The 26304-nt window shown below is 39.2% G+C and carries 18 protein-coding genes; 16 read left to right on the top strand and 2 right to left on the bottom strand.

Annotated features, from left to right (window positions below; translation table 11 throughout):
• Positions 1–358: 358 nt before the first annotated feature.
• From B4U84_RS27730 to B4U84_RS27680, 11 genes are all read left to right on the top strand, one after another.
• On the top strand, positions 359–3751 hold the full coding sequence (locus B4U84_RS27730; RefSeq protein WP_131121342.1) for a DUF3987 domain-containing protein: 3393 nt from the start codon (positions 359–361) through the stop codon (positions 3749–3751).
• A 156-nt stretch (positions 3752–3907) separates the two neighbouring features.
• Entirely contained in the window at positions 3908–4906 is a 999-nt protein-coding gene (locus B4U84_RS27725) for a hypothetical protein (RefSeq protein ID WP_017308523.1), read from the top strand.
• Positions 4907–5475: 569 nt separating this feature from the next.
• Positions 5476–6312: a sulfite exporter TauE/SafE family protein gene (locus tag B4U84_RS27720; protein WP_044451318.1), complete on the top strand. Its 837-nt coding sequence runs from the start codon at positions 5476–5478 to the stop codon at positions 6310–6312.
• Position 6313: 1 nt separating this feature from the next.
• Entirely contained in the window at positions 6314–6772 is a 459-nt protein-coding gene (locus tag B4U84_RS27715) for a DUF1634 domain-containing protein (RefSeq protein ID WP_017308525.1), read from the top strand.
• A gap of 260 nt (positions 6773–7032) precedes the next feature.
• Positions 7033–7650, top strand: coding sequence for a hypothetical protein (locus tag B4U84_RS27710; RefSeq protein ID WP_131121341.1), 618 nt, complete (start codon positions 7033–7035; stop codon positions 7648–7650).
• A gap of 188 nt (positions 7651–7838) precedes the next feature.
• The gene (locus B4U84_RS27705; protein WP_131121340.1) at positions 7839–8591 is read left to right on the top strand and encodes a MeeY/MeeF family manganese export membrane protein; all 753 of its coding nucleotides are present in this window, start codon (positions 7839–7841) and stop codon (positions 8589–8591) included.
• 83 nt (positions 8592–8674) lie between these two features.
• A complete protein-coding gene (locus tag B4U84_RS27700) occupies positions 8675–9634 on the top strand; it encodes a prohibitin family protein (protein WP_044451321.1) in 960 nt (319 codons plus the stop codon).
• Between the two features lie 74 nt (positions 9635–9708).
• Complete coding sequence (locus B4U84_RS27695) at positions 9709–10410, top strand: cadmium resistance transporter (RefSeq protein ID WP_044451322.1); 702 nt, start codon at positions 9709–9711, stop codon at positions 10408–10410.
• Between the two features lie 433 nt (positions 10411–10843).
• A complete protein-coding gene (locus tag B4U84_RS27690) occupies positions 10844–11518 on the top strand; it encodes a cadmium resistance transporter (RefSeq protein WP_044451323.1) in 675 nt (224 codons plus the stop codon).
• A 160-nt stretch (positions 11519–11678) separates the two neighbouring features.
• Positions 11679–11966: a hypothetical protein gene (locus tag B4U84_RS27685; protein WP_044451324.1), complete on the top strand. Its 288-nt coding sequence runs from the start codon at positions 11679–11681 to the stop codon at positions 11964–11966.
• Positions 11967–12156: 190 nt separating this feature from the next.
• Positions 12157–12786 carry a pentapeptide repeat-containing protein gene (locus B4U84_RS27680; RefSeq protein ID WP_131121339.1) on the top strand — a complete coding sequence of 210 codons (630 nt, stop codon included), beginning with the start codon at positions 12157–12159 and terminating at the stop codon, positions 12784–12786.
• A 255-nt stretch (positions 12787–13041) separates the two neighbouring features.
• Here B4U84_RS27680 and B4U84_RS27675 read toward each other — a convergent pair whose 3' ends face one another.
• Both B4U84_RS27675 and B4U84_RS27670 read right to left on the bottom strand, forming a co-directional pair.
• Positions 13042–13707: a response regulator transcription factor gene (locus B4U84_RS27675; protein ID WP_017308533.1), complete on the bottom strand. Its 666-nt coding sequence runs from the start codon at positions 13705–13707 to the stop codon at positions 13042–13044.
• Positions 13704–15143, bottom strand: a complete 1440-nt coding sequence (locus tag B4U84_RS27670; protein WP_131121338.1) for a sensor histidine kinase — start codon at positions 15141–15143, stop codon at positions 13704–13706. The genes B4U84_RS27675 and B4U84_RS27670 overlap by 4 nt, the downstream gene beginning before the upstream one ends.
• 1466 nt (positions 15144–16609) lie before the next feature.
• Here B4U84_RS27670 and B4U84_RS27665 point away from each other — a divergent pair.
• From B4U84_RS27665 to B4U84_RS27645, 5 genes are all read left to right on the top strand, one after another.
• The gene (locus B4U84_RS27665; RefSeq protein WP_131121337.1) at positions 16610–17854 is read left to right on the top strand and encodes a calcium-binding protein; all 1245 of its coding nucleotides are present in this window, start codon (positions 16610–16612) and stop codon (positions 17852–17854) included.
• A 421-nt stretch (positions 17855–18275) separates the two neighbouring features.
• Positions 18276–20333, top strand: coding sequence for a glycosyltransferase (locus tag B4U84_RS27660; protein WP_131121336.1), 2058 nt, complete (start codon positions 18276–18278; stop codon positions 20331–20333).
• A 36-nt stretch (positions 20334–20369) separates the two neighbouring features.
• Positions 20370–21938 (top strand): pentapeptide repeat-containing protein, encoded by a 1569-nt coding sequence (locus B4U84_RS27655; protein ID WP_131121335.1) that lies wholly within the window; start codon positions 20370–20372, stop codon positions 21936–21938.
• Between the two features lie 309 nt (positions 21939–22247).
• Positions 22248–23120 carry a calcium-binding protein gene (locus tag B4U84_RS27650; RefSeq protein WP_131121334.1) on the top strand — a complete coding sequence of 291 codons (873 nt, stop codon included), beginning with the start codon at positions 22248–22250 and terminating at the stop codon, positions 23118–23120.
• A 113-nt stretch (positions 23121–23233) separates the two neighbouring features.
• Positions 23234–26239, top strand: coding sequence for a peptidase domain-containing ABC transporter (locus tag B4U84_RS27645; protein WP_044451329.1), 3006 nt, complete (start codon positions 23234–23236; stop codon positions 26237–26239).
• Positions 26240–26304 lie beyond the last annotated feature (65 nt).

Genomic DNA, 26304 nt, shown 5'->3' with positions numbered 1-26304 from the left:
ACCTGTGACTCCGGCGTATAAAGCACCTGTGACTCCGGCGTATAAGCGATTTTGCCCCCTTGATATTAAAATCTTTCAATGCTAGTTTCAAATTTGACAGCCTGCTCGTCATGCCTGTCAAAAAAAAAAGCCGAGGAGAACAGCAAAAATAAAGTTCTCTACGACTTACCTAACCTAAATACTAGGACTTTGTTAAAGTCATCAAACGTCCAACGCAGTAGCAGCTACGTTGAACAAAAGCCTAGATACAAAACTATCTAGACTTTAACAAAATTCTGGCCAAATGGTAAGCCCACAGAACTTTATTTTTGCTGTTTCCCCGGCTCTGTAAACTAAAAATTCACGGAGTTCGTGTGAAATGGAAGTAAGCTCTAATAAATTTGCATTATCTGACTTTTCTGACTTTCTTGAAATTGATACCTCACAAGCGATTAAACAGCTACAGCTTTTGGGATACCAACGGGGTGATGCTATTTATGTCCGGGCTTTCTTGCCTAAAGAAGACCCCCGTTACGCTCCTAACACAGGACGCAAAGCTAATAAACTCAACTTCAAACAAATTTTAGAGTGGCAGCAGCAGGGTTACGGCATATATTTTGTGATTAACGGCGGAGGTCACAAAGATGAAGACGTGCAACTGTGCCGTGCGGTCTTCATTGAACATGACGACCTAGAAATAGAGTTACAGAAAGATTTGTGGCAAAGACTTTCGCTACCAGAACCAACCTTTCAAATCCAGACTCGCAAATCTGTACATTCTTACTGGGTGTTTGAAAAACCCATCCCGGTTGAAGAATGGAAGCAGTTGCAAAATGATCTACTAACATACACTGGCGCTGACCCAGCCATCAAAAATCCCAGTCGAGTGATGCGATTAGCTGGTGCATGGCACATCAAACCAAGGGAAAAGCCGCAAAGGTGCGATATCATCTCCCAATCTGGTATTAACTACACCTATGAAAAATTGCGTTCCTCTGTACCGTTGTCGCAGAATCCTGAGTTAATCCAACGAGAACCTAAAGCAGTGCAATCAGCAGCCCAAACGTTTGCACAGGAACAACAATACATTCGCTATGAAGATATTTCTGTACCCGTTTCAGTGCCAGTACCACTCGAAGTTTGCCTCTGTAAAGAGTCTCGTACTCTGCTCAACTTTGGGGTAAACGAGGGGGGTCGCAATAACAACGGAGCCAAACTAGCACGAGACTTAATTGGCGCTGCCAATTACCTTATTAAGATCGGTCAGCTGTTTGACGGTGATCCGCAGCTAATGTTACAAGACTACGCTAGTCGTTGTCACCCACCACTACCAGCCAAAGAAGTTGATGCTATCTGGAAGTCAGCCCAAAAAGACCACCCTGAACCCAGCTGTACTCCGAATGGTGTAGAAACTTGTATTCGGGCTTGGTATTGGAACACTTGTATTAAGCCGAATCAAATTTCATTGGCTAGTTCTGGTAGGCGTCCTAGAAATCCTGGGTTTGGTAATGTTTCCAGTGTTAGCAAGAAGCCGACTATTGCAGATGTCGCACTGCACAAACGCATTCTAGAAATTTTGAGCAGTTGTGATTCCGAATCAGGACGAGCAGGAGCATTAATGGAGTTGGCTGCTGAGGTAGGATGTCCTTATCGGCAAATTGAGCAGTTCGCTAAACTACTTACTTTTGAAGCAGATTTGCAAACTGACACTTTAGTTGCCACACAAAAGCTTTCATCTCTGCTTAAAACTCATCCCCAAGAACTTGACCTTACACGATTACTTGAACCTGAGTTTGCTCAACTTTTGATGGATACCGCCCAGGCCATGCCGACAGCCCCGGAGTTTTTATTTACGACACTCTTGGGAACTGCGGCATCTCGAATTGGGTCAGCAGCACGAATAATTGTCAAGCCATCTGCAAAATACGCTCAACCGATGGTGATGTGGACAAGTATTGTGGCTGATTCTGGTTATATGAAAACTCCAGCGCAACGGTTAATTATTGATCCCTTGGTGGAATTAGAAGCTGAGGCTTTTGAGCGCTATCGGATCGAATTGGCTGAATACAATAAGCTACAAACAGTCAATAAAGGAAAAAAGCAGGACTCTTCACAACAGGAGCCAGCAACAGCACCCACTCGCCAGCGCTACTTAACTAAGGACATCACACTGGAAACATTACAGCGAATTCATAGTGAAAATCCTCGTGGACTGCTCTACTACCGGGATGAGGTAGCAGGCTTATTCAAAACCCGTAATCAATATCGCGGTGGGCTAGGGGCTGATGAAGAGCAGGAACTCGATCAATTCAATGGAGCTGCAATAATCTATGACCGATCAGACAAATCTGTGTGCTTACCTAAAAGTGCCATCTCACGTACGGGCAGTATCCAGTGGGAAGTTTTAGCTAATATGATGGGTGATCACAACGACAGCAATGGCAATTTTGCCCGATGGCTGTTCTGTGCTGCCAAGTCTCCCAAACGTTATCTACGGTTAGTTGGAGAAAGTAGTGTTGTCGATACTGGTATTTCCCAAGCACTACGTCAGCTTTACATAAAACTTGGCCTAGTGCCAGAACAAGATTACTTTTTAAGTACGCAAGCGGCTGTGTTTTTTGAGACATGGCAGCATTCTCTTGTAGATGCCCAAGTTGCTGAGGAGTCCTATGGACTGAGGGTAGTCTACCCAAAAATTGAAGCTTACACAGCGCGAATAGCACTATGGTTACACATTGTCAATGCTGTCTTAAGAGGTGAAACTCCAACTCAAGTCATCTGTGGTGACACGATGGAAAAGGCTATTGAGCTAGCAGCTTATTTTCTCTGGCAACATAAATCAATTCATGCTCAAAACTCTCCAGAATCTGGGCTAATGTCTTGGGGTCTGAAAATCCAGAAGGTGGCTGAACGTTTAGGAGAAGCTACAGCTTCTATGCTCAAGAGTAGCATCCGCGCTTTCCGCAAAAAACCGACTTTTGAAATCCGGCAACTGATGGAAATGATGGCTGCTGCTGGTTGGGGTCACGTTAAAAATAAAGGGTCTAACTTAGTCTATGTGCCAAATAGTATACCACTAAACGAAATTGACAAAATTGACAAAGATTTGACACCTGTGTCAATCCTTCAAACCCAGAACACTCCTGGATTTGACAATGAAATTGACTCATTTGACACAAATCTGGTAACACCTGTTTATTCAGAGAAATTTACTAGCTGCGACTCAAATTCCTTATTACGACTGGAAGATGTAGAGTTATGTCAATTTGTCAATTCAAACGCTCAAATGCCCACCGAAGAAGGTACTGATTTGATTGATACTAACTGTCAATTGGAGAGTCAATTGTCAACGGATGAATGGTCAAATATAGAAATTTTAGGCAATAGTTACGATGATGATTCGTCCGAGTTCCTTGGAGGAAATGATGTAACAACCTCTGTACTATCAAATGGTAATGCTACAGAAGTACTATCTGGAGTTGTACGTCAATCTACTGCTAAATCAAGTATAAATTTGAATTTTTGCTCAAATTTTCCAAATGCTAATGCCCAGACAGAGCAAGATGTAAACCAAAAAGATATAAGTATAAAATCAAACAATTGTAAACTTCAGCCAGTCGAAGTGTTGACGGCAGCGGGGGAATGGATTAGTGGGTATTTCATTGATGCTTGTGTCAGTGTTGCAAATTTGGTCGGGAGATTTAATTTGTTTGATGCAGACGGGACAATGCATGTCTTTGAAGGACAAATCCGAAGAGCATCATCAGGCTAATTTAACACTTACTTTTGTTAAATTTATCCCAGCATCTTGTGTTCAATTTTACTCAAACATAGGAGAGTGAAATATAGTGTAAAAACTGATAACAACCGTATCCTGAACTGAGAATTTTTCGTACAAAAGTTTCAGCTGTTTTTTAAGGTATCAATTATGACAGTTGGAAAACTTAAATTAAAACCAGGTCAAGAAGTTAATGTAAACAAAAGTGAGAAACAGGTCAAAAGAAGTGATACTGAAATTTCAGTGACTACAATCTGTAATTCTTCTGACCAAGAGTTAGTAGAGCATCAACCTAAACACTCTGAAGAATTTGCAACAGAGTCAGGATTAGCCACAGCTGATACTGTAGTTGTTGCGGCCAAAGTGGGGTCGGAGCTAAACGAGGAGGAAAAAGCTGATCGGCACAGATTGGAGCTAAAAATAGAACGGGCATTTTTTGAAGCGGGTTCTGCCTTAAGGGAACTGCGGGAACGGCGGCTATACCGGAGTACTCACAGAACTTTTGAGGAATACTGTCGCGATCGCTTTAATTATAGTCGCGATACTGCTTACCTAAAGATTGCAGCTGCTGTTGTCTATGACAATATTCAGAATTTTTTGCCGACCAATGGTCGGCAAACTCCCATGCCGACCAACGAACGTCAGTTACGTGATTTGGCTAAAGGGAATTTGGAACCAGAACTTCAAGCAGCTGTATGGTTACAGGGTGTAGAAGAAGCAGGCGGTAAAGTTCCTAGCGGACGCATTATCAAGGGAATTGTAGAACAACTGAAGGAAAAACCTCTGCTTCTTGCCAGTGATTTTTGCCAAATAGGTGACGTATTTACCTTAACCAGGTTAGAGGGTACTGAACGCAAATATAATGGCTGTTGGGCGATCGCAGTTGTCCTTAAAGAATTTAGTGTAGAAGTGGAAGTTCATGACACTACTCTAAACGTGAAACCTGAAAACCTCAACAAAATTGATTCTCCCGAAGCACATCGCCAACTACCACAAATCAAAAAACGTATCAAGCGTTTGCGTGATTATGGAATACTAGATCGTTGTGCCTACACAGTCTTGGAATCTTTGGGACGACAGACTTACTTGACACCTGTTGAGGAAGGCTTGTTGGAATGGTTGGAGAAATATTATGGCGGTGATAGCTGAAATATAATAACTGGTCGATTGGTAAAAAAAGATAATTTTATACCCTTCTATTTTTCCTGAATAGCGATCGCCTGCAACAACTGAATTCTTGCTTTTTCCTTCTCTGCTAACAACTCTGATTTACTTTTTATTACAGTTGAATATTTAAGCTGAATTTGTGACTCTTAGTAGACCGAAAAGTTCTGCGATCGCATAGAAAATTAAGTTGTAAATTATACTCAATTTTCAGATGATTGTTATGGATGGAGTATTACAGCTATATCTTTAGAGCTATATCTGAGGTATTACTTTTGATTATTATTTTGAAAAAAAATAGTATTTGATTCTTTATACTAAAAAATTTAGAGTAAAACTAGGTTTTTTAATGTATTACACCATTTTTATTCACAGCCAAAAGCTCAAATTATTGTTTCCATTTATACCTGGAAACGAAATTGGTGAGCAACAACTTCCATAGTTAAGTAATATTTTACCTGTCTTGGTATTAATTTTTAACTATTTATAGTTAATAAAATAGTAATTAAGAAAACCACAATTTTTTATACATCTATTTAAGTGAGGGATAATTTGTGAACATCCTAGAATTTTCCCTGTTAATTTGTATTGGCTCATTTATTGCTGGCTTTTTAGGGGCGCTAACTGGCTTAGGAGGTGGAGTTGTCATTGTTCCCTTATTAACTTCAGTTTTTGGAATTGATATTAGATATGCTATTGGTGCTTCACTGGTGTCTGTAATTGCAACTTCTTGCGCGGCTGCATCTACTTATATCAAAAAAGGTTACACTAATCTGCGATTGGGAATGTTTTTAGAAGTTGCAACCATAAGCGGAGCATTAATCGGAGCTTTCATTGCTTCGTTTATTTCTATTAAAGCACTGACAATTGTACTGGCGATAGTTTTATTGTATTCAGCTTATCTATCAGGGCGACCAAAGTCTAAACATGATGATCATAAATCACTTGATCCCCTAGCTACAAATCTCAAACTCAATAGCACTTATCCAACTTCTGATGGACTCATGTCTTACCAAGTTAATTGCGTACCAATTGGGTTTTGCATCATGTTGGTAGCTGGAGTACTTTCTGGGTTACTTGGGATTGGTTCTGGTGCATTCAAGGTTTTAGCAATGGATCAGGCTATGGGTCTTCCATTTAAAGTTTCCACCAGTACCAGTAATTTTATGATTGGTGTAACAGCAGCAGCATCGGCAAGTTTGTACCTAGCATGGGGTTACATTGAACCAGGGGTAACAATGCCAGTAATGTTGGGTGTATTACCTGGTGCTTTATTAGGTGCAAAAGCCTTAGTCGGAGCAAATACTCAAACTCTGAGAATAGTCTTTTGTTTAGTGTTGGTGGTTATGGCAGTGAAAATGGTCTACAACAATTTAGCTGGGGGAATTTAGAATGCATCTATCTAATTTTCATAATATTGATACTAGCAATAATGATGGACAAAATATTTCTAAATCTGTGCGTCAAAATGACTGTATAAAGGCATCCAACGAGCAAGAGTTTGAGCAGTTGATTGCTAACTTATTAAGATATGGTATTTTGATTGCCTACTCTACAGTATTAATAGGTGGAATTTTATACTTAATTTACTATGGTACAGAACCTGCTAACTATCAGTTTTTTCAGGGACAACCATCAGTATTAGATGCTCCCAGTCTTGTAATTACAGGTATTTTATCAGGTAGCCACAATAGCATTATTATATTTGGACTTCTACAATTGATTGCTATTCCCGTGGTTCGTGTTGCACTTTCGGTATTTGCTTTTGTACAGCAGAGAGACTTTACCTACACAGTGATGACATTACTGGCATTTTCTGGCCTAGTCTATAGCTTTATTGCAGCGTATTAATCAAGTGTTATGCATCGGTGACGGTGAGTTTGGGAAGTTTTTGTGGCAAATTTAATTACTTCTGATTATTGTTTCCAAAAAAAATTACGTTTGATCGTATGAGTAATCAAACCTAAAGTAAAACTAAGGTTTCCAACGAAGTCAGACTCAAACAACATCAAACGACAAATTTTCCCATTAATACAACCTCATGTAGATATCAAACGCCAAGTTTGCGTTAAAGTTTGCCGAAAAATCTCTAGTTTGAAAGGAGAAGAATCATGAAATTTCTGAAAGTTGCGTTTGCGATCGCAGTTCTGTTTGTCAACTTACTTATCGCCCAGCCTTCTTGGGCAGATAGACCTAAGTTTAGCAAGAACCCAGATTATATTGAAGTGACGAAAACGATCAAGGAACTGAAGAAAAGTGCTGAAGGTACGATCCCCGCAGATGTGCAACGCCAAATTGATGAATTAGAGTTCCAAAAAGCAGCAATAGAATCAGGGATCGCTTGGGGACAATGTCGTAACGAAAGTGGTGGTAATTTGGCAATATACGGTAATGCTGGTGAAGAGTCGGAAGAATCTGGAACCAGCAATCAACTTTACTTTTTAGCAAATGATCAAACTACACCAGATCAATGGGATTGTCAAGGAGTTTACCTACCTAGTGATGTGAAAGTTGCAGGATTAGATAAAGCTGGTGCTGTTGCAGTCAAGATTATGGATGGTACTCAACTTTTAGTCAAGAAAAATACAGATACTTCGGAATTGGAATTAAATCTTCCCAATGCCAAAATTGTTAAGCCTGGTGATGAGGATTGGTTTATTCCCAATGTATCACAAGCTTTTGTTGATTCTCGAATTCCCAATACATTAACTGGCGGAGATAATGGCTAAATTCGAGATTGTAATAACACTAGTTAGCTAAAGATTGAGTTAAATTTTTCTGAGAATTACATAGGGCTGGAACTGATATAACTTCTAAATTAAGATGTTAAAGTCCGCAATTCTAGCCCCATTCTCTTAACAAGAACTTTTGTTTGATAACTCAATATCTGAGTTTAGTCATTATTGGAGAAATCAGGATGTTGGAACAGTTAAATGGACACTTACATTACGGTGCAGATTTATCCATCAAGACGTTTGGAATTTTATTAGTACTAGTTGCCTTAGAAACAGTTTTATCTGCTGATAATGCAGTTGCATTAGCAGCTTTAGTGCAAGATATTGAAGATCCACAAAAACAACGTCAAGCTTTAAATTGGGGATTAATAATTGCTTTTGTTCTACGGATTTCTTTACTTTTTACAGCAACATGGGTGATTCAATTTTGGCAGTTTGAATTGGGAGGTGCGCTCTATCTAGTATGGCTATCAGGAAAGCATTTTTGGCAATATTTTGATCCTAATGCAGCAGTAGAAGAAATTAATAACTCTTCCAAACATGCAAATTGTACATTTGGACAAATTATTCTCTTAATTGCTGTTACAGATTTAGCTTTTTCTCTAGATAGTGTCACCGCCGCAGTTGCAGTTTCCAGTCAAACATGGTTAGTTGTGACTGGTTGCGTTATTGGTATCATTACTCTACGCTTTATGGCTGGTTTGTTTGTACGTTGGCTTTCTGAGTTTACTTATTTACTAGATGCTGCTTATTTAACTGTGTTTGGTGTAGGTGTGAGATTGATGTTTAAAGCATTAATTCCAGATCATGTACCACCGCAATGGATGATGCTGACACTAATTGTTGTCCTATTTACTTGGGGATTTTCTAAGCGGGCGACACCAGAAGTTCAGGAAGTATTGAGTTTTGATAGCTATGAAAAAAATAGGAGATAACCTGATTGAAGACAAAAATTTAGTTGAGAAATCAACTATTGATGTGCATAGCTAAAGTATATTTATCTTAGGAAATTTAAATTATGAATCTCGAATCTCTAACAACAAGAAATAATCAGAGTTCTGGTTTAGAAACGGGATTTATTCATTCCAATTCAGTTTCAAAACCAAATAAAGATATTCAAGCAATAGTCAGAATAGTGTTGTTACTGTGCGTTTTGACGATCATTTGTAGCTTTTTTGTGATTGTCAATCCTGGACAACGAGGAGTTTTAATAAAGTTTGGCGAAGTACAACCAGAAATTCTCAATGAAGGAATTCATCCAGTCATACCAATTGTTAATACTGTAGAAAAGCTGAGTGTAAGAGTACAAAATCAGGAAATATCCACGGAAGCTTTATCTAAAGATTTGCAAAATGTTTACACAGATGTGGCTTTAAATTGGCACATTAGTCAAGAAAAAGTGAATATAGTTTTTCAGCGTATTGGTAATCAAGAAGCCATTGTTTACCGAATTATTAATCCGGCTGTCAAAGAAGTTTTGAAGTCTGTAATGGCGAGCTATACAGCAGAAGAAATTATCACTGCACGTACAGATGTAAAAGCTAAGGTTGATCAAGATTTAACGTCTCGATTAGGAAATTACGACATAGAAATAGATGATATTTCTCTGGTAAATATTCATTTTTCCCAAAATTTTAATAAAGCAGTAGAAGCTAAACAAATTGCTGAACAAGAAGCGAAAAGGGCAGGATTTTTGGCTATTAAAGCAGAAAAACAAGCCAAAGCAAGAGTGAATTTAGCAAAGGGAGAAGCTCAAGCCCATCGATTAATTGTAGAATCACTGACTCCTGCAATTTTACAACGTCAAGCGATCGCCAAATGGGATGGTAGAATGCCTTGGATCTCCGCTGGTGGTGGCGATAATACCAGACTCTTTCAATTAGAGTTAGATGAAATTGTCAAAGCGGCTCAGAAAAACCCCCAACAACAAAGAGTCGAATCTCGCTCTGAGTTAACTGCTGCACTTCTGAAAAAGTGAATTTACATCATTAAATTAGCAGCTATATTCTCAATTCAAATCCACAATCCAAAATCTCAAATCTAAAAATCACAATGGATGACTTCATCGGTGCGATTTCAACTGGATTTGCTGCCTTTGCTGCCACCAATCTAGATGATATCGTAGTTCTACTACTGTTTTTCTCCCAGGTGAGTGCAACTTTCCGACATCAACATATTGTCATTGGACAGTATCTTGGCTTTACTGCACTTGTGCTTGCTAGTTTACCTAGTTTCTTTGGTGGTAGGCTTTTCCCAGAGTCTTGGATTGGGCTTTTGGGTACGGTTCCCATTGCTATTGGTATTAATCGTTTGCTCAATCCAGCTAGTGATGAAGATCAAACCTCACTAGAACCGGAAGAGACTGCAAATTCTTGGCTAGCTAGTCTGTTTTCTCCTCAAGCTTATGGGGTTGCTGCTGTCACCATCGCTAATGGTGGTGATAACCTTAGTATTTACGTGCCATTGTTTGCTAGTTGTACATGGGAAGATTTGGGAGTAATTCTGGCAGTTTTCTTTTCATTAGTTGCAGTTTGGTGTTATACTGCTTATCGCTTTACTCAAGTCCCCACACTTGCCAAACTCTTTACGCGCTATGGCAATTATTTTGTTCCTTTCATCCTTATGGGATTGGGCATTTATATTTTGATTGATAGCCACACTTTAGAAAATCGTGGTTTAACCGTAATTACAGTAGGGCTGATTAGTATATGTTTAATCGCAGAGTCTAAAGAAGCTTTCCGGGATTCTGCATAATCTGTGCTGATTTTTTGAAGTCAGAAATACTCATCATTACAGCAATTTTGATAATTACAATTTATTCTCCCGTTTGTACAGTTATGTTTGCAGTGAATCGCAGTTTCTACATAACTTAAAAAGCTAGATAAGTAAGTTGGTAGGAATAAACCTAACTATGATTACAGAAAGTAAATAACCCTAAAATCCTTACCAAAGACCAAAGTTTTTTCATAAATTCTGTTTATTATTTTCAAAAAAAAGAATATTTGCTCTTATCCGGCTGAAACCATAATATTAAAAACAAGCTAAGTTGTTAAGAAATAAATCTCAAATCTAATTAATGGCGATCGCACATAAATAAAAACATCTCAATTGTCTCCTGAACTGCCCTCACTTCTTAGCAGCAGAAAAGGATGAAAGAATTAATTTTGAACTTTTGTGAGCAGAAACTATGAGTTGGCTAATTGGTACTTTAATTATTGGCATCTCTGCCGCTTTTGCAACTACTTTTGATGACAATATCTACTTGACGGCTTTTTTTGGAAAAGTTAATCACACCTTTCATCCTAAGCACATTATTATCGGCGAATTTGTTGGATTTACAGCATTAGTATTTGCTAGTTTACCTGGTTTTTTTGGCGGTTTATTTCTTCCAGAAGCTTGGATTGGACTTCTAGGTATTCTGCCAATTATAATTGGTATCAGTAATTTGATGAGTCAAGATGACGATAGCGATACCATACAAGATGTGTCAGTTAATTTTAGTAAATCATTCAAACCTAGACGTCATAAAAAATCATTATTAGCAACTCTACGCGATCCCCAAACTTACCGCGTTTCAGCAGTCACTATTGCGAATGGAGGAAATAACATTGGTATTTATGTACCTTTGTTTGCTACTACTAATCTGCCAAGTTTGGGAGTGATATTGTGTGTTTGCTATTTGACTGTTGGACTATGGTGCTTACTCTCTTACAATCTGACTCGTAATCCTCTGATGGCTCCACTTATGGCTCGCTATGGTCGAAAAATCTTCCCATTTGTGCTAATGTGGCTGGGATTCTCAATTATGATGAAGAGCGGTACTTTTGAACTTGTACCCAGTGTCGCAACGCTTTTCAAATAGACGTTAGGCAAGTGAACAGTTATCAAGTTTTTAAACACTTATTTAGACCCCTCTTGAAATGGACTTTTTTAGAAGTGAGGGAACTCTAACTTCCAATAAAAACAATCAGCCCGTCTTATACTGAGAACTGAGAACTGAGAACTGATAACTGTTGAAGACTATGAAACTTTTACAAATGGCTTTAGTCGTCTTAATGCTTTTATTCAATCTAGTAAGTCCTTTAAGCGCATGGGCGGATGAAGCACCAAATATCAGCAAATATCCTGACTACTTAATCGGACAAAAAGTAGTTTGGCTTTATAAAGCTCGTGCTGATTCTAACAACGTCCAGAGAATTCCTGTAGAAGTAGTCAAGTTAGGCTCAAAGCAAATACAAGTAAGGGTACATAAACAAAACAACGAGTTTGTCAATCGTTGGGTGAATCGAGATAGGTTAGAAAATCTCTAGAGATAAGCTGTTAGGTATTGAATTTGTACATTGAGATAGCAGGGGAGCAGGGAAAAAGAAAATCATCACTTTTGTCTATAGTTAGGAAAAATAATAATATTTGCTTTCAGAGTTTGATTAGTTCTATCTTGAAATCAAGGTGAACTCAAAGCAGATAAAAAAGATTACCAAGTTCAAGAGGAATAAACTAATGAATAAACCAAATTCCAAAAAATTAACTTCCTGGATTGTAAGTGCTGTATTTGTTGTATTGGTAGCGGGATTTTCTTTCTTTAACCAGCCCAACGCTCTAGCTCAGTCAGAAACCCTACCCGCACCTACAGAATCTACACCTGCTCCTGTAGTATCTCCTGCTCCTGCGACACCTCCAACAACATGGTTCGTAGATCCCGTAGCAGCAAATGTTAGACGTTTATTAACAACTAATGAATGTGTTGGATGTAACTTGATTGAAGCACAACTGGAACGAATAAACCTCCTGGGAGCTAATTTGGAAGGTGCAAACTTACTAAAAGCAGAATTAGAAAAGTCAAATTTACAGGGAACTAACCTACAAAAAGCTAATTTGCAAGGAGTAGATTTAAGCAGAGCAAACCTATCTGGAGTAAACCTATCTGGAGCAAACCTATATGATGCAGATTTAGAAGGAGCTAATTTGCAAGGAGCGAATCTCTCTGGAGCAAATCTACAGAAAGCAGATTTACAAAAAACAAATCTCACAACAGCCAATGTAGAAGGAGCAAACCTGCTAGGGGCTGATTTAGAAGATGCATTCTTACCCCCAGGAATTGCTACTCAATATCAGTATCAGTATCAGTAAATCAACGCTGACTACATGAGTGTTTAAGCCAGGGATCAATTCCTGGCTTATTTTGTATTAAATTAGCATTAAAAAAATTACATATCTACCTCAGTGCGAAGTCTGTGAAAAAAACAGATTTTTTTAGTTACTTTATACTTAACTGCGACTCTAGTAGTCTTAATAGGGATTAAAAGGGAAAATTTATTGTGTTCTAATATTTATCATTTTTGCTGACAACAATAAATTAGAATTAAGTTTTTGATGAGAATTTTCTTATAAACGTAACCGATAGCCCATACCTCTAACTGTTTCAATGCGATCGCCACCCAATTTTTTACGGAGATAACCAACATAGACATCAACAACATTAGTACTTGGGTCATAGTCATAACCCCAAGCATGGCTAAGTAGTTGCTGTCGGCTCAGGACTTGTCCAGGATGACGCATAAAAGTTTCAGCTAAGATAAACTCTTTGGCTGATAGTTCAATCGGTTGGTTATACACTCTCACCTGACGAGTACGTAAGTCAAGAACAATATCACCCAAACTCAGCAACATCTTATCTTCACCCTTGGGCTGATAATTACGTAATCTCAGACGAACTCTCGCTAAAAGTTCTTCAAATCGAAACGGTTTAGTAACATAGTCGTCAGCTCCTCCTTCCAAACCATTCACTTTGTCCTCTATCGCATCACAAGCAGTAAGAATGATTACAGGTATTTGTTGTCCCTGTCCGCGCAATTCTGCCAATACTACCCATCCATCTTTTCCAGGAAGACCAATATCCAAAATCAACAAATCAAAATCACCACTACAAGCCATAAAAATAACTTGCTCACCATCGGAAACTACAGTAGTAGTAAACCCATTAGCCTTAAAACCTTTCTCCAAAAAATTAGCAATCCGAGGTTCATCTTCTGCGATTAAAATTCGACTCATACAACGACCTTCTTCACTGGGTTCAAAGGAATAACTATAGTAAAAGTAGAGCCATTACCTTGACGGCTCAACAGTTCAACCGAACCACCATGAGCTTCTGCAATTTTCTTGACAATAGCCAAGCCCAAACCAGCACCATCAGAACGACGGGGATTGCTAGAACCACGAGCAAAGCGTTCAAAGATGCGTTTTTGGTCAGATAGAGAAATTCCTTCACCTGTGTCACGTACCCAGAAACGCAACTTATTATCGGTTATGGCTGATCCCAGTGCGATCGCATCACTTTCTTTGGTGTGCTGAGTAGCATTCATAACTAAGTTGGTAATTGCCTGAGTCAACCGCTGAGGATCAGCCGAAATGTAACCATTAGCTACAGTTTCTAAGCACCAGTCTCGAACAGCCAAAGCTTTTGCTTTCGTGTAAACTTCTTCGGTGAGTAGACTTAGTTCTACCGTTTTTAACTTTAAAAAATCTGGTCGTTCAGCTTTAGCTAATAATAGTAAGTCATTAACAAACCGACTCATGCGATCTAATTCGTCAGTGACTAATTGTATTGTTTCTTGTCGCTCTTGAGGGTCATCACCCAGTAATTCTAAATGACCCCGGATAATAGTGATCGGTGTTCTCAGCTCATGACTTGCATCATCAATAAAATCTCTTTGGCTAGAAAATGCTGCTTGTAATCTTTGCAACATCTCGTTGAAAGTAATAGTTAGTTCTGCTATTTCCCCTGAACCTCTAACAGGAATGCGTCGCATCAGGTCAGACTCGCTAATCGAACGAGCAGTTTCGGTAAGCAAACGTAGGGGTGTCAGTACCCTTCCAGCTATTATCCAAGCTAATAATGAAGCTAAAATCGCCACAACAAACGTCACCTTAGCCATGATGGTAATTACCTCAGCTACCTCCCAACGTTCGCTAGCAGTGGATTGAATTACCACGAATACCCCGTGAATTCTTCCCCTAATAATTGGTTCTGCTCGGTAAATTATGATACCTTCATTCGTTTTGAACTGGTCTTGCTTTGTCGTTTTCAACTGAGCTAAATATTCTACTAAATAAGAATCTTCTTTTAACCATCTTGGAACTGCTCTCGGACTGGACTTATAAATTTTACCGTTCAAAAGTGTTAGCAAAATTTCATCGTCACTAGGGATATTAGTATTAAGAAATACTTTAAAAATAGAACGAATATCATTTCCAAAAGGCTGATTAGTTTTAGGATTTATTCCTCTAGTCAACTGTTGGAATTCTTTAATTTCTTGCAGCAGAGACCTCTCAATCCGCTTTTCTAGACTGAAAAGTAGAACGTGATTGATTGTAATTATTGCTACTGTACTAGAAAACACCATCAACACCACATAGCCAAACAGGATATGTGTGCGAAGACTGAATAATAATTTATACCAAACAGGAAACTTGTGTATCCGTTTCACTTATTTACCAGTTAAACATTTTTTAGGTTTTGACATTCAAAGCACTGAATTTGAGCCGAGTTTCTCAGTTAGCTAACATATTGTCTTAATAAATATATTTTATGATCACAATCAATCAAATATATTGACAAATCTAGTCTGTTAGCATAAGAATTATTAGCGTGTTCTAAAAAAATCTATAATAAATAAAAAGGGAAATTAAAAATTGAAAGATATTTTTAGCAGAATCATTAATGAAGCTGTACTTATTTTTCGATTTTTATTTAGTTGTTTAATCTACAACTTAATTATTAACATAAGTTGCCAGTTACTGTTACTAGATAGTATCAATATGATACAAAATTCTAGCCATGACGTATTTTTAGGCACAAAAATTTAATATTTTGTACTTAAAAAAGGGCGCTTTTTTATAACTAGCAACTAAGGCTATTAGGGTCCGTAGATGCATCTGAATTTCTAGTGGATCTGCCAAATTTGGTCGTTCCTAGTGATTCAACTGACAGCTATCTTCAGGTCAATAGACCATGTAGTGTTCTATGGGCTAGTTTAGCGAATGTCTTTTATGACAGGAGAATTCCAAATTTTTCAATATACTGCTAAGTTTTTAAACCCTTAGCTAATAGCACAAATCGTCTGAAGACGACTTTAATAAATCAAGCAGTCTGCTTAAGCAGACTTTGGCTATGAGACTGCGATTTCAATCGCAGGTGGGTTTTTTGAACTCGTTTGTAAAAATAAAGGGTGCAAAACAATGTCTTTGATGCGATTACCAATGTACGTGATACATTATGCCATCGTCTGTCAACAAGATTTTAAAAAATTCATCAAGCCCAAGCTAAAATTAAATCATCCTATCCTCTATCAATAACTGCAAACAAAAATGTAGCTTCAAGTTTATGTTTGCTCTTATTGACACTTATAAAAGTTTGTGCTGATTACGTTGACCTGTCAATATGATTTGTTTCTAGGGCTAAAGTTTTAATTACTAATTGCTCTAGAGCTAAATACATAAACCGAATAAAGCGATTACTTTGTAATTGCAACACCTTCTCTTACAAAAGAGTCTACCCAAAAGGCTTTGTTATTTAGATTGATTCTTGAATATCTAAGTGTTGATTGATAGAAAATACAAGCCTTCAGCAAGAAAATAAAGTGTTAAGTAAAGACGTGTTATAACTCATTGTTTAACATGTTTGCATTCTTATTGTCTTGTGTTTCTCCAACTTTGCTGGGAGGCTAGGACTCTTTATCTTTGCATTGCTATTTTAACTAAAAATGTTCAATTATCTGGTTATACAATATATGTTCGATGACTTTGTAGGATATCTTCTCACCATGCCTTTGGCGCCCCTCTCCCAAACTTAGGAGAGGGGAACTGGTGAGAACTACAACAACTGATTTTGTACTGTGCATCCAGCATGTTCAAGTATTTTTGCAAAATACTGTTTGAAAACAAGGATTAGCTTATGGCAATCAGAAACGGAACAGAATTATCCGATACCCTTACAGGAACATCAAATGCCGATACCCTACGCGGTTTTGGAGGCGATGACACCTTATATGGCTTAGGCGCAAATGACCTCCTTCGAGGTGGAAACGATAAAGATGAGCTGTATGGTGGAGGCGGTGATGACAGATTATTTGGGGATGCAGGCGAGGACTCACTTTATGGTGAAGGCGGTAATGACACCCTCTATGGTGGTACAGATGCTGATGATGTCAACGACGGCAAAGACTTTATAGATGGTGGTGCTGGTGCTGACTGGGTCTATGGTGGTTTTGAGGATACTGCACAGGGTGGTGCTGGTAATGACACCGTAATTGGTAGCTTCTCTAATGATGAACTGTATGGAGATGGCACAAAAGACGATACCATTTCCGGGGGTGCTGACTACATCGATGGCGCAGAGGGTAATGACACTCTCTATGGTGAAGGTGACAGCTTGGCTTCGGGCGGTGCTGATACCATCTTGGGTGGTGATGGCGATGATACCCTCTACGGCTATGCTGGTAATGACTCCCTTTTGGGTGGAGAAGGTGTTGACTTCCTTGATGGCGGTGACGGTAACGACGTTCTTGATGGTGGCGCTGGTATTAGTACTCTCTTGGGTGGTGCTGGTTTAGAAACCATCAGAGGTGGCATTGAGGGTGACTACATCGATGGTGGCGAGGATGCTGACAACCTAAGCGGACTCGGTGGTAATGACACTATCTACGGCGACTTCGGTGTAGCTGAAAGTCTCGCTGGTAATGATGTTCTCAATGGTGGCGCTGGTGATGACTTCCTCGATGGTGGGGCTGGCGTTGACCGTGTTATCGGCGGCGCTGGCGTTGACCTTCTGTTTGGTGGAGAAGATTCAGAAACCCAAACCGCACGCGACACATTGACTGGCGGAGCTGACACTGACTTCTTCCAGTTACTATTTACAGACTTTGTACCAGAGCCAATTGATCCGGGTGAGCCAATTATTGCTCCTCCTGTTGGCGACTGGATTGCCGACTTCCAAAATGGTACTGACTACTTCTTGCTTGAGGGTCTTGAATTTGCAGATTTAGGGTTCCAGAACACCACAATTAATGGAGTTAGTGGTACTCACATCTACGTTTTAACTGAAGGCTTTACTCCTGCTCAATCTGAAAACCTTGCCTTTGTGGCAGGGGTAAACCGTGGAGCCTTCGATGCATCAGATTTCGTTGTTGAGCCTATCTAAGAAATCGGTAACCAGGCGGTGTACTTGGGTACCAGCCAAGTAGCACACACCTGATAGTTACCGCAACCATGAAAAATAGCTACAGAGTCTAGATAACTTGTTGAGCTATTTTTCCGATTAAGTCTCAATTATAATCTTTTGATTTCCTTCTAGTACTTCAAAGTCAATTTTGAGAACTAGGTCATAGAGATAAACGTAGGTTGGGAATTTGCCCACCAAAATCCGGATATGGTGGACAATGCCACCCTACACTCTACTGCAATCAGAACTATTCCAGACCGAAAAGTTTTCTAGATACCATAAAAGCCTCAAACTACAAACCAATCAAGTTTGTTGGCTTGTAAGATTCTCAATTTCTGCAATAAGTTGAGAATCTGTTTTCCTCAGTTGGGAAGAGTAGGAAACCAGTAATTCAAAAGCCATGCGAATTTTATTTTTGCACCCCAATTTTCCAGCCCAATTTCGTCATGTAGCTGCTGCTTTAGCTAAAGACAAACATAATCAAGTTTTTTTTGGTACTACTCGCCAAGAAGGTAAATTACCTGGGGTCAATCGGGTCGTCTATAGCCCTAAACGAGAAGCTCGACCTGAAACTCACCACTATGTCAGATCTTTGGAAAATGCTGTTCTTCAGGGTCAAGGTGTTTATCGGCTGGCAGAGCAACTCAAAGCACGAGGATTTGTCCCGGATGTAGTCTATGGTCATTCGGGTTGGGGACCAACTTTATTTATCAAAGATATTTTTCCTCAAGCCAAGTTATTGTGTTATTTCGAGTGGTTTTATCACGCTCATGGTTCTGATGCAGACTTTGATCCCAGCGATCGCCTGACTGCTGATGATGAAGCCCGGATTCGGATTAAAAATGCGCCGATTTTGCAGGATCTATATAGTTGCGATCGCGGTCTTTCTCCCACCTATTGGCAACGTCAGCAATTTCCCCTAGAATATCACAATAAGATTACTGTACTTCATGATGGGATTGATACTAATTTCTTTTGTCCCAAACCAGGAGCAAAGTTAATTCTCCCACGCATCAATCTAGACCTTTCTCAGGTGGAAGAAATTGTAACTTATGTAGCGCGGGGTATGGAGCCTTACCGGGGATTTCCTCAGTTTATTGAGGCTGTTGCTTTACTGCAACAACAACGCCCTAATTGTCATGTTGTGATTGTTGGAGAAAACCGCGTAGCCTACGGCAAGCCTCTAGGTAATGGCAAAACCTATAAAGAGGTGATGCTAGAAAAATATGATCTCGACCTTAGCCGAGTTCATTTTACAGGTTGGCTGCCTTACGAAGAATATCTGCAAGTTCTTCAAGCTTCTTCGGCACACGTTTATCTTACCCGTCCCTTTGTTTTGTCTTGGTCAATGTTGGAGGTTTTATCAGCAGGCTGCTTGCTGATTGGTTCCAAAACTCCCCCTGTAACAGAGGTGATTCAAGATGGTGTTAATGGACTGTTAGCAAATTTCTTTTCACCGCAGGAAATATGCGATCGCATTCAAGAAGCCCTCAATCATCCAGATAAAATGGCTGCGATCAGGGCGAAAGCAAGACAAACAGTTCTAGAGCGCTATGATTTAGCCCAACTATTGCCCCAACACCTGCAATGGATACAGCAGCCAGAAGATGGTAAACTAGTCTCCCCGTGGGAAGGTACGAAGTTAAAGTCACTAACCCCTCCAGAAAACAAGGGATTTGGTGGCCGACAACAAAAAGCAGAGAAGTCATCAGCTTCAACACTCTTACAAGTTCATAATCAGAAGTTGACAACTCAAGAAATTATTACCCTCTTGAGTCGATACCAACTGCTACCAAAACTTGAGCAAGAACTCATAATTGACGAAGCGATCGCCTCTTTTACCTGCTCAAGCGAAGAGCAAGCCAAGTGTTGCCAAGACTTTTGCGAACAACATCAGTTGTCATCAGAAGTGGAACGCCAAGCTTGGTTACAGCAGCACAATATTACTAACACGCAATTTTTAGACCTAGCAACCCGCAACCTGAGAATCGAGAAATTCAAACAAGCCACCTGGGGTAACAAGTTAGAATCTCACTTTCGCCAATTGAAACCGAAACTTGATCAAGTTGTCTACTCCTTGATTCGCACTCAGGACGCGGATATTGCTCAAGAACTTTACTTCCGGCTTCTAGAAGGTGAGCAGCCCTTTGCCGAATTAGCAAGGCAATATTCCCAAGGTTCAGAAGCTCAGACTGGTGGCTTGATGGGGCCGGTAGCATTAAGTACACCCCATCCTAATCTAGCCAAAATTCTTGCTGTCAGCCAACCAGGTCAGCTCTTACCTCCTATCTATATCGGAGATTGGTGGGTGATTGTGCGTTTGGAAAAGTTTACACCAGCCCGATTTGACGAAGCAATGCGGAAACGGTTGCTCAACGAACTTTTTTCTTCTTGGTTAAAAGAACAACTGCAACAAGTTTCTCAACTACAACCTTTAGTAGTCAAACATTCAGCTTGAATCCTCATTTGTTATAAATTTTCATAGGTATCTCATATGCCAGCTTTAAACTTTAACGAGCAAACCTTAGTTGGAAATAACTTCAGAGGTCAAAACCTCAACGGTTCTACTTTTTTCAAAGCTAGACTCGAAAACGTCCGGTTCGATCCCAACAATGCAGGTACTGCTACACAATTAAGAGGAACTAACTTTAGTGAATCTTTTTGGCTCAATGTCAACGCTAGTAATGCTATCTTTGCACCTAATGTCAACTTTGGCCCAGCTAATTTATCCCTTGCGACATTAGAGAATGTCAACTTCAGCGGCGCAAATCTAACTCAGGCTAATCTGTCATTCATCAACACAAAATTCATCAACTTCTCAAACGCCAACCTGACTGATGCGAACCTGCGGGAAGCTAATCTCAGTGGTGAACAATCGGAACCCCCAAACCTGACAGGAGCTAACTTTACCAGAGCCGATCTATTCAAGGCCAATCTCAAAGCGGCGGATTTTACGGGAGCTACCTTAGTAAATACCAGTTTCCTGGAAGCAAACCTCGAAAATTCTGTCTTCGTGAATGTAAACGCTAGAGGTGCTGACTTTAGATTAACTAATTTCACGGATGTAACGCTGCAAAATTCTAACTTTGATTTGGCTAATTTCAGCCAAGTCTCTTTGAGTGATGTCCTACTCGATCCATCACAGCCATCAAATGTAAGTTTTCGTGGTGCTAATTTAAGTGGACTGCTTGCAGATGATGCCATTTTAACGAATTCTGATTTTAGTCCCTATGTTGCTGCTAATGGCTCTGTGACCATTACAAATCTGACTGGGGCTAAATTTGATGACACTGATGTGAGTGGATCTAACTTCACTCAAGCCAATGCTGAAGGTATCTTCATTAATGGGCTTGCCATTGGTGCGAATTTTACTAACACCCGCCTGGTGAACGCTGATTTATCTAAAGGTAACTTTACCAATGCTACCTTTGTAGGAGCAGATCTTACAGGTGCGATCGCAGTTGATGCCATTGGTCTATATATTGGAGATGAAACTGACAACACTCTCATCGGCACAATCGAGGGCGATAACCTCTTTGGCAATGGTGGCAATGATAACCTCAACGGTGGTGCAGGTAGTGATTATCTTGACGGTGGAGCTGGTAATGACATTCTGACTGGTGAAGGAGGCGCTGACACATTGATCGGTGGTGCAGGTAGTGATGATATCAACGGTGGTGGTGGTGCTGATAATCTTATTGGTGGTGGCGGTAACGACTATCTACAGGGTAATCTAGGCAATGATAGCCTCAATGGTGGAATCGGCAGTGACTGGTTGACTGGTGATGCAGGTAATGACACCCTCAATGGTGGTGATGGAAATGACATCTTTATCTTTGCACCTGACTTTGGTAATGATCGGATTATCGATTTTGCGGATGGTGGAGACAAAATCGACCTCACGGCATTTAAAATTAGCAATCCCAACTTCAATTTCGGGTCTTTGACGGTGGCTCAAAGTGGTGCAAACACTGTCATTTCTAGCTTGGATTTCGGTGCAAACACGATTACTTTGGCTAGCTTTACTGCCACTAATGTTGATGCTACCGATTTTATCTTCTAATTAGGAACAAGGATTGAGGAAGAGAACCAATATTACCGTGTTCCAGTTATTGTAAAGGTACATTTATTTTTTAATGTCTTAGTGTCTATGTGGGTTAAAAATTATTTTTGAAACACAAAGACACTAAGGCACTAATACCAATTTAATATGAAGTTAGAGAGAAAGAACCCCACCCCAATTCTCGCTTACGCTCGAATTTCCCCTCCCCGAAATCGGGGAAGGGATTAAGGGGTGGGGTAAAATTCTGTGCAGCTTCACGAAGAATTGGTATAAGGAATTTTATTTCAGTCTTAAAATTTTGGGGCATTTATGCGGATTCTTATTACTATTGCCCATTTTTTTAAACCAAATAATCATGGTAAACATGCTTCTTTAAGAAAAGATCCCCGACCTCGTTTACTAGCGTTGAGTCAAAGTCTTACTAACTTGCATCAGTTATTTGGAAAATCTCAGTCTATTATTAATATCGGGCAAAGATTGGCTTTTCCTGCTAATCAGTTGCAAAGTTACGATTTAGATATTGTTATTTGTACTACTCAAGATTGTCATCTTCTTGATCAAGTTTCTTTACCTTCTAATTTTTATCAACATCATCCTACGCAAGCAGAACCAATGCTGTTAGGATTTGAGTGTCAAGCAGTTTTGTGGGATTGCTTAGGTCATTATGATTATTACTGTTTTTTAGAGGATGATCTGATTCTCCATGATCCCTGGTTTTTTATTAAGTTAAGCTGGTTTACTCAGCAAGCAGGTGATTTGAGTTTACTTCAACCTAATCGTTACGAAGTCTCGACCCACGGTTTGAGCAACAAAGCTTACATTGATGGTGATCTAAATCCACGGGTAACCGCACGTTTTCAAAATGTAAATGAACAACCGGAACTTAAAGGAAAAGTTTTAGGGATGCCAGTTACTTTTAGTCGTACTCTTAATCCTCATTCTGGCTGCTTCTTTTTGAATGCGAATCAGATGACTTATTGGGCTAAACAACCTTATTTTTTAGATAGAGATACTAGTTTTGTTGGTCCCCTGGAAAGTGCTGCAAGCTTGGGAATTATGAAGACATTCCGAGTTTATAAAATTGCGTCAGAACAAGCAAGTTTTTTGGAGATTCAGCATTTTGGTACGGGATTTTTGAGTTTAATTGGTAAGCAAGTGGCTTTGTCATCAAGTTATTTTTAATTTATAAATATGTACATGATTTATGTTCTTAATTTAGATTTTTTAAACTTGGATAATGTCGAGTAGATTACAAAATATCAAATCAAAAATACAAAATATAAAGTTGCAAAAATATGATTTATACTAAAACTTCTTTTCTTGAATTTATCTCTACAGTTGAAGGGTTTGATCAATTATCAAAAGAAAGACTCATTGAATTATCACAACAATTTCAACCTTGGCGCTATCGTTTAGGTCAAAAGATTCTTGGTAAGGAAAGAATCCCTGAACAAATCACAATTATTTATGAAGGAAAAGCGCGTTTATTGGCCCATGATCCCCGAACACAACAAGCAACTACACTTAAGTTGCTTCAACCGGGAGCAATTCTTGGCGAAATAAGTTTGTTGCGAAATGTTGCTTGTGAAATTGCGATCGCCTCTACAGAGGTAACATGTTTAACATTCCCTGCCGGAGAGTATTTGCGCTTGCTTGCTGTTTATCCAGCTTTTGCAGAAATTCGTCAAAATTGCTGTCACTTATTGGAAATTTTTGATGTTGTCGGTATGCAAAGCCAGATGCAAGCTTTAGGTGGTGTGAATCTCAAAGAACTTGCTCAAAATGCTTTAGCTGAAGCGCAAGTACATTACCTTCAACCAGGAAAAAATTCTGTTAATCAACTCGATAGTGAAAGTATTTGGTTTGTTAGTGGTGGTGGAACTGTTAAGAATTATGGTTTGGGTTCTCGTTTAAATTTTGGCAATACGCAAAACACGATTGAAGTTGTGGGGATAAATCCTGCACGCTTGATTGGTTTGCGTAATCTGGACTTAATGATTTTATACTGTGAGCCGACACAGCAACAACTCAAAGATACGAATGCAGAGATACTCAACAACGAAATTGAAATTCCTTATGCTCCTGATGAGGAATACCTACCACCGAAACCTATACGTGTCAAGGGTAAAGAAAAAAATAAAAAGTATCCGTATTTTCATGGTAAAGGACAATTAAATTCAGCGCTCGCCTGTTTCCAAATGGTGTCGAAGCATGTGCAAATCCCGTTCCGCCGTGAGATGATTCACCGCATCCTCACAGAGCAATTCAAGCGCCAAGGTTCAATCTCATTTCAATTATGTGCTTACTTAGCCCAGTTAATTGGACTCAAAGCGCAATTAATCAATATACTCACCTCTTCACTAACGCGTATTCCAACACCAGCATTAATCGAGTATGGTAATAGCTTTGCTGTTTTATACGAAACGAGCGATCGCGCTGTCGTTATTGGTGTACCATCTCAGGGAATCCAGCGGTATAAACCTGCTGAGTTATTGGCTAGATTGGACATAGAAGAAAGTGACTATCCGCAGATTAAAGTATTACTACTGTCTCCCACCAAAACAACACCAAAAGAACGCTTCGGGTTACAGTGGTTTGTCCCCTATTTATTGCGCTATCGCCGTGTACTTTTAGAAGTTTTTCTTGCTTCCTTTTTCGTACAGTTATCAGCTTTAGCAAACCCATTAGTCATTCAGTTAATTATTGATCAAGTTATTAATCAAAATAGTATTAATACCCTACATATTTTAGGTATTTTACTATTAGCAGTTGGAGTGTTTGAAGCTGTAATCAGCACACTCCGTACTTATTTGTTTGTCGATACCACTAATCGTATCGACATGGGTTTAGGTTCAGAAATAATTGACCATCTATTACGTTTACCTCTACGCTATTTTCAAAACCGACCTGTTGGCGAATTAGCTACTAGAATTAACGAATTAGAAAATATCCGTTCTTTTCTGACGGGTACTGCTTTAACAGTGGGGTTAGATGCACTATTTTCAGTAGTTTATATTATTGTCATGGTGTTCTACAGTTGGCAACTGACACTGGTAGGTTTATCCACAATACCAGTGTTTATGATTATTACTGCGATCGCATCTCCCACGATTAGAAAACAGTTACGCACTAAAGCTGAGAGGAATTCCGAAACTCAATCTTATTTAGTTGAAGTTATATCGGGGATTCAAACAGTCAAAGCACAGAACATCGAGTTGCGATCGCGTTTTGCTTGGCAAGAAAGATACTCTCAATATGTAGCAGCGGGGTTTAAAAACGTTATACTTTCTACCCTTGCTGGTTCCACTAGTAATTTTCTCAACAAACTTAGCAGCTTGCTAATTTTATGGATGGGAGCTTATTTAGTACTCCAAGGAAAATTAACTTTAGGTGAATTAATCGCTTTTAGAATCATCTCTGGATATGTTACTAGTCCAATACTAAGATTGGCTCAACTTTGGCAAAACTTTCAAGAAACTGCTTTATCTCTGGAGCGTTTGAGCGATATTGTTGATACACCACAAGAAGCAGAACAAGACCGTGATAATATTCTTTTACCTGAAATTGTAGGAGCAGTAAAATATGAAAATATTTCCTTCCGCTTTAATACAGGTAGTCCATTGCAACTTTGCAATGTCAATCTTGATTTTTCGGCTGGAAAATTTATAGGTATTGTTGGACAAAGTGGTGCAGGTAAAAGCACTTTGACTAAATTATTAATTAGGCTATATGAACCAGAATCCGGTAGAGTTTTAATTGATGGTTATGATATTGCTAAAGTAGAACTTTATTCACTGCGAAGACAAATTGGTGTCGTTCCTCAAGATACCCTATTATTTGATGGCACAGTGCAAGAAAACATCGCTTTGACAAATCCTGATGCAACAACAGAGGAAATTATTGAAGCTGCAAAAATAGCAGTTGCTCACGAATTTATTATGAACTTGCCTAACGGTTACAATACACGAGTAGGCGAACGAGGTGCTGCACTTTCTGGTGGACAAAGACAAAGAATTGCCATTGCTCGTTCTGTTTTACAAAAGCCAAAATTATTAGTTTTAGATGAAGCAACAAGCGCCTTAGATTATCCCACAGAGCGACAAGTTTGTCTAAATTTAGCAGCAGCATTTCAAGGAAGTACAGTATTTTTTATTACTCACCGCCTTAATACTGTTGTCAACGCAGATATTATTGTTGTTATGGATGCTGGACGAGTAATTGAGCAAGGAAACCACGATGAATTAATGAAAATGAAAGGTCATTACCATTATCTTTATAATCAACAAACAGTAAAGTTTTGATTAATCATTTCTCATTGATTATTAGTTCACATTCAATAATCAATAATTAACTATTAACTAATAAC

The sequence above is a fragment of the Westiellopsis prolifica IICB1 genome (assembly GCF_004323185.1).
In the GTDB taxonomy this organism is placed as follows: Bacteria; Cyanobacteriota; Cyanobacteriia; order Cyanobacteriales; family Nostocaceae; genus Pelatocladus; species Pelatocladus prolificus_A.
Note: the sequence above shows the minus strand (reverse complement) of the source record. Positions and strands in the feature narration are given on the sequence as shown.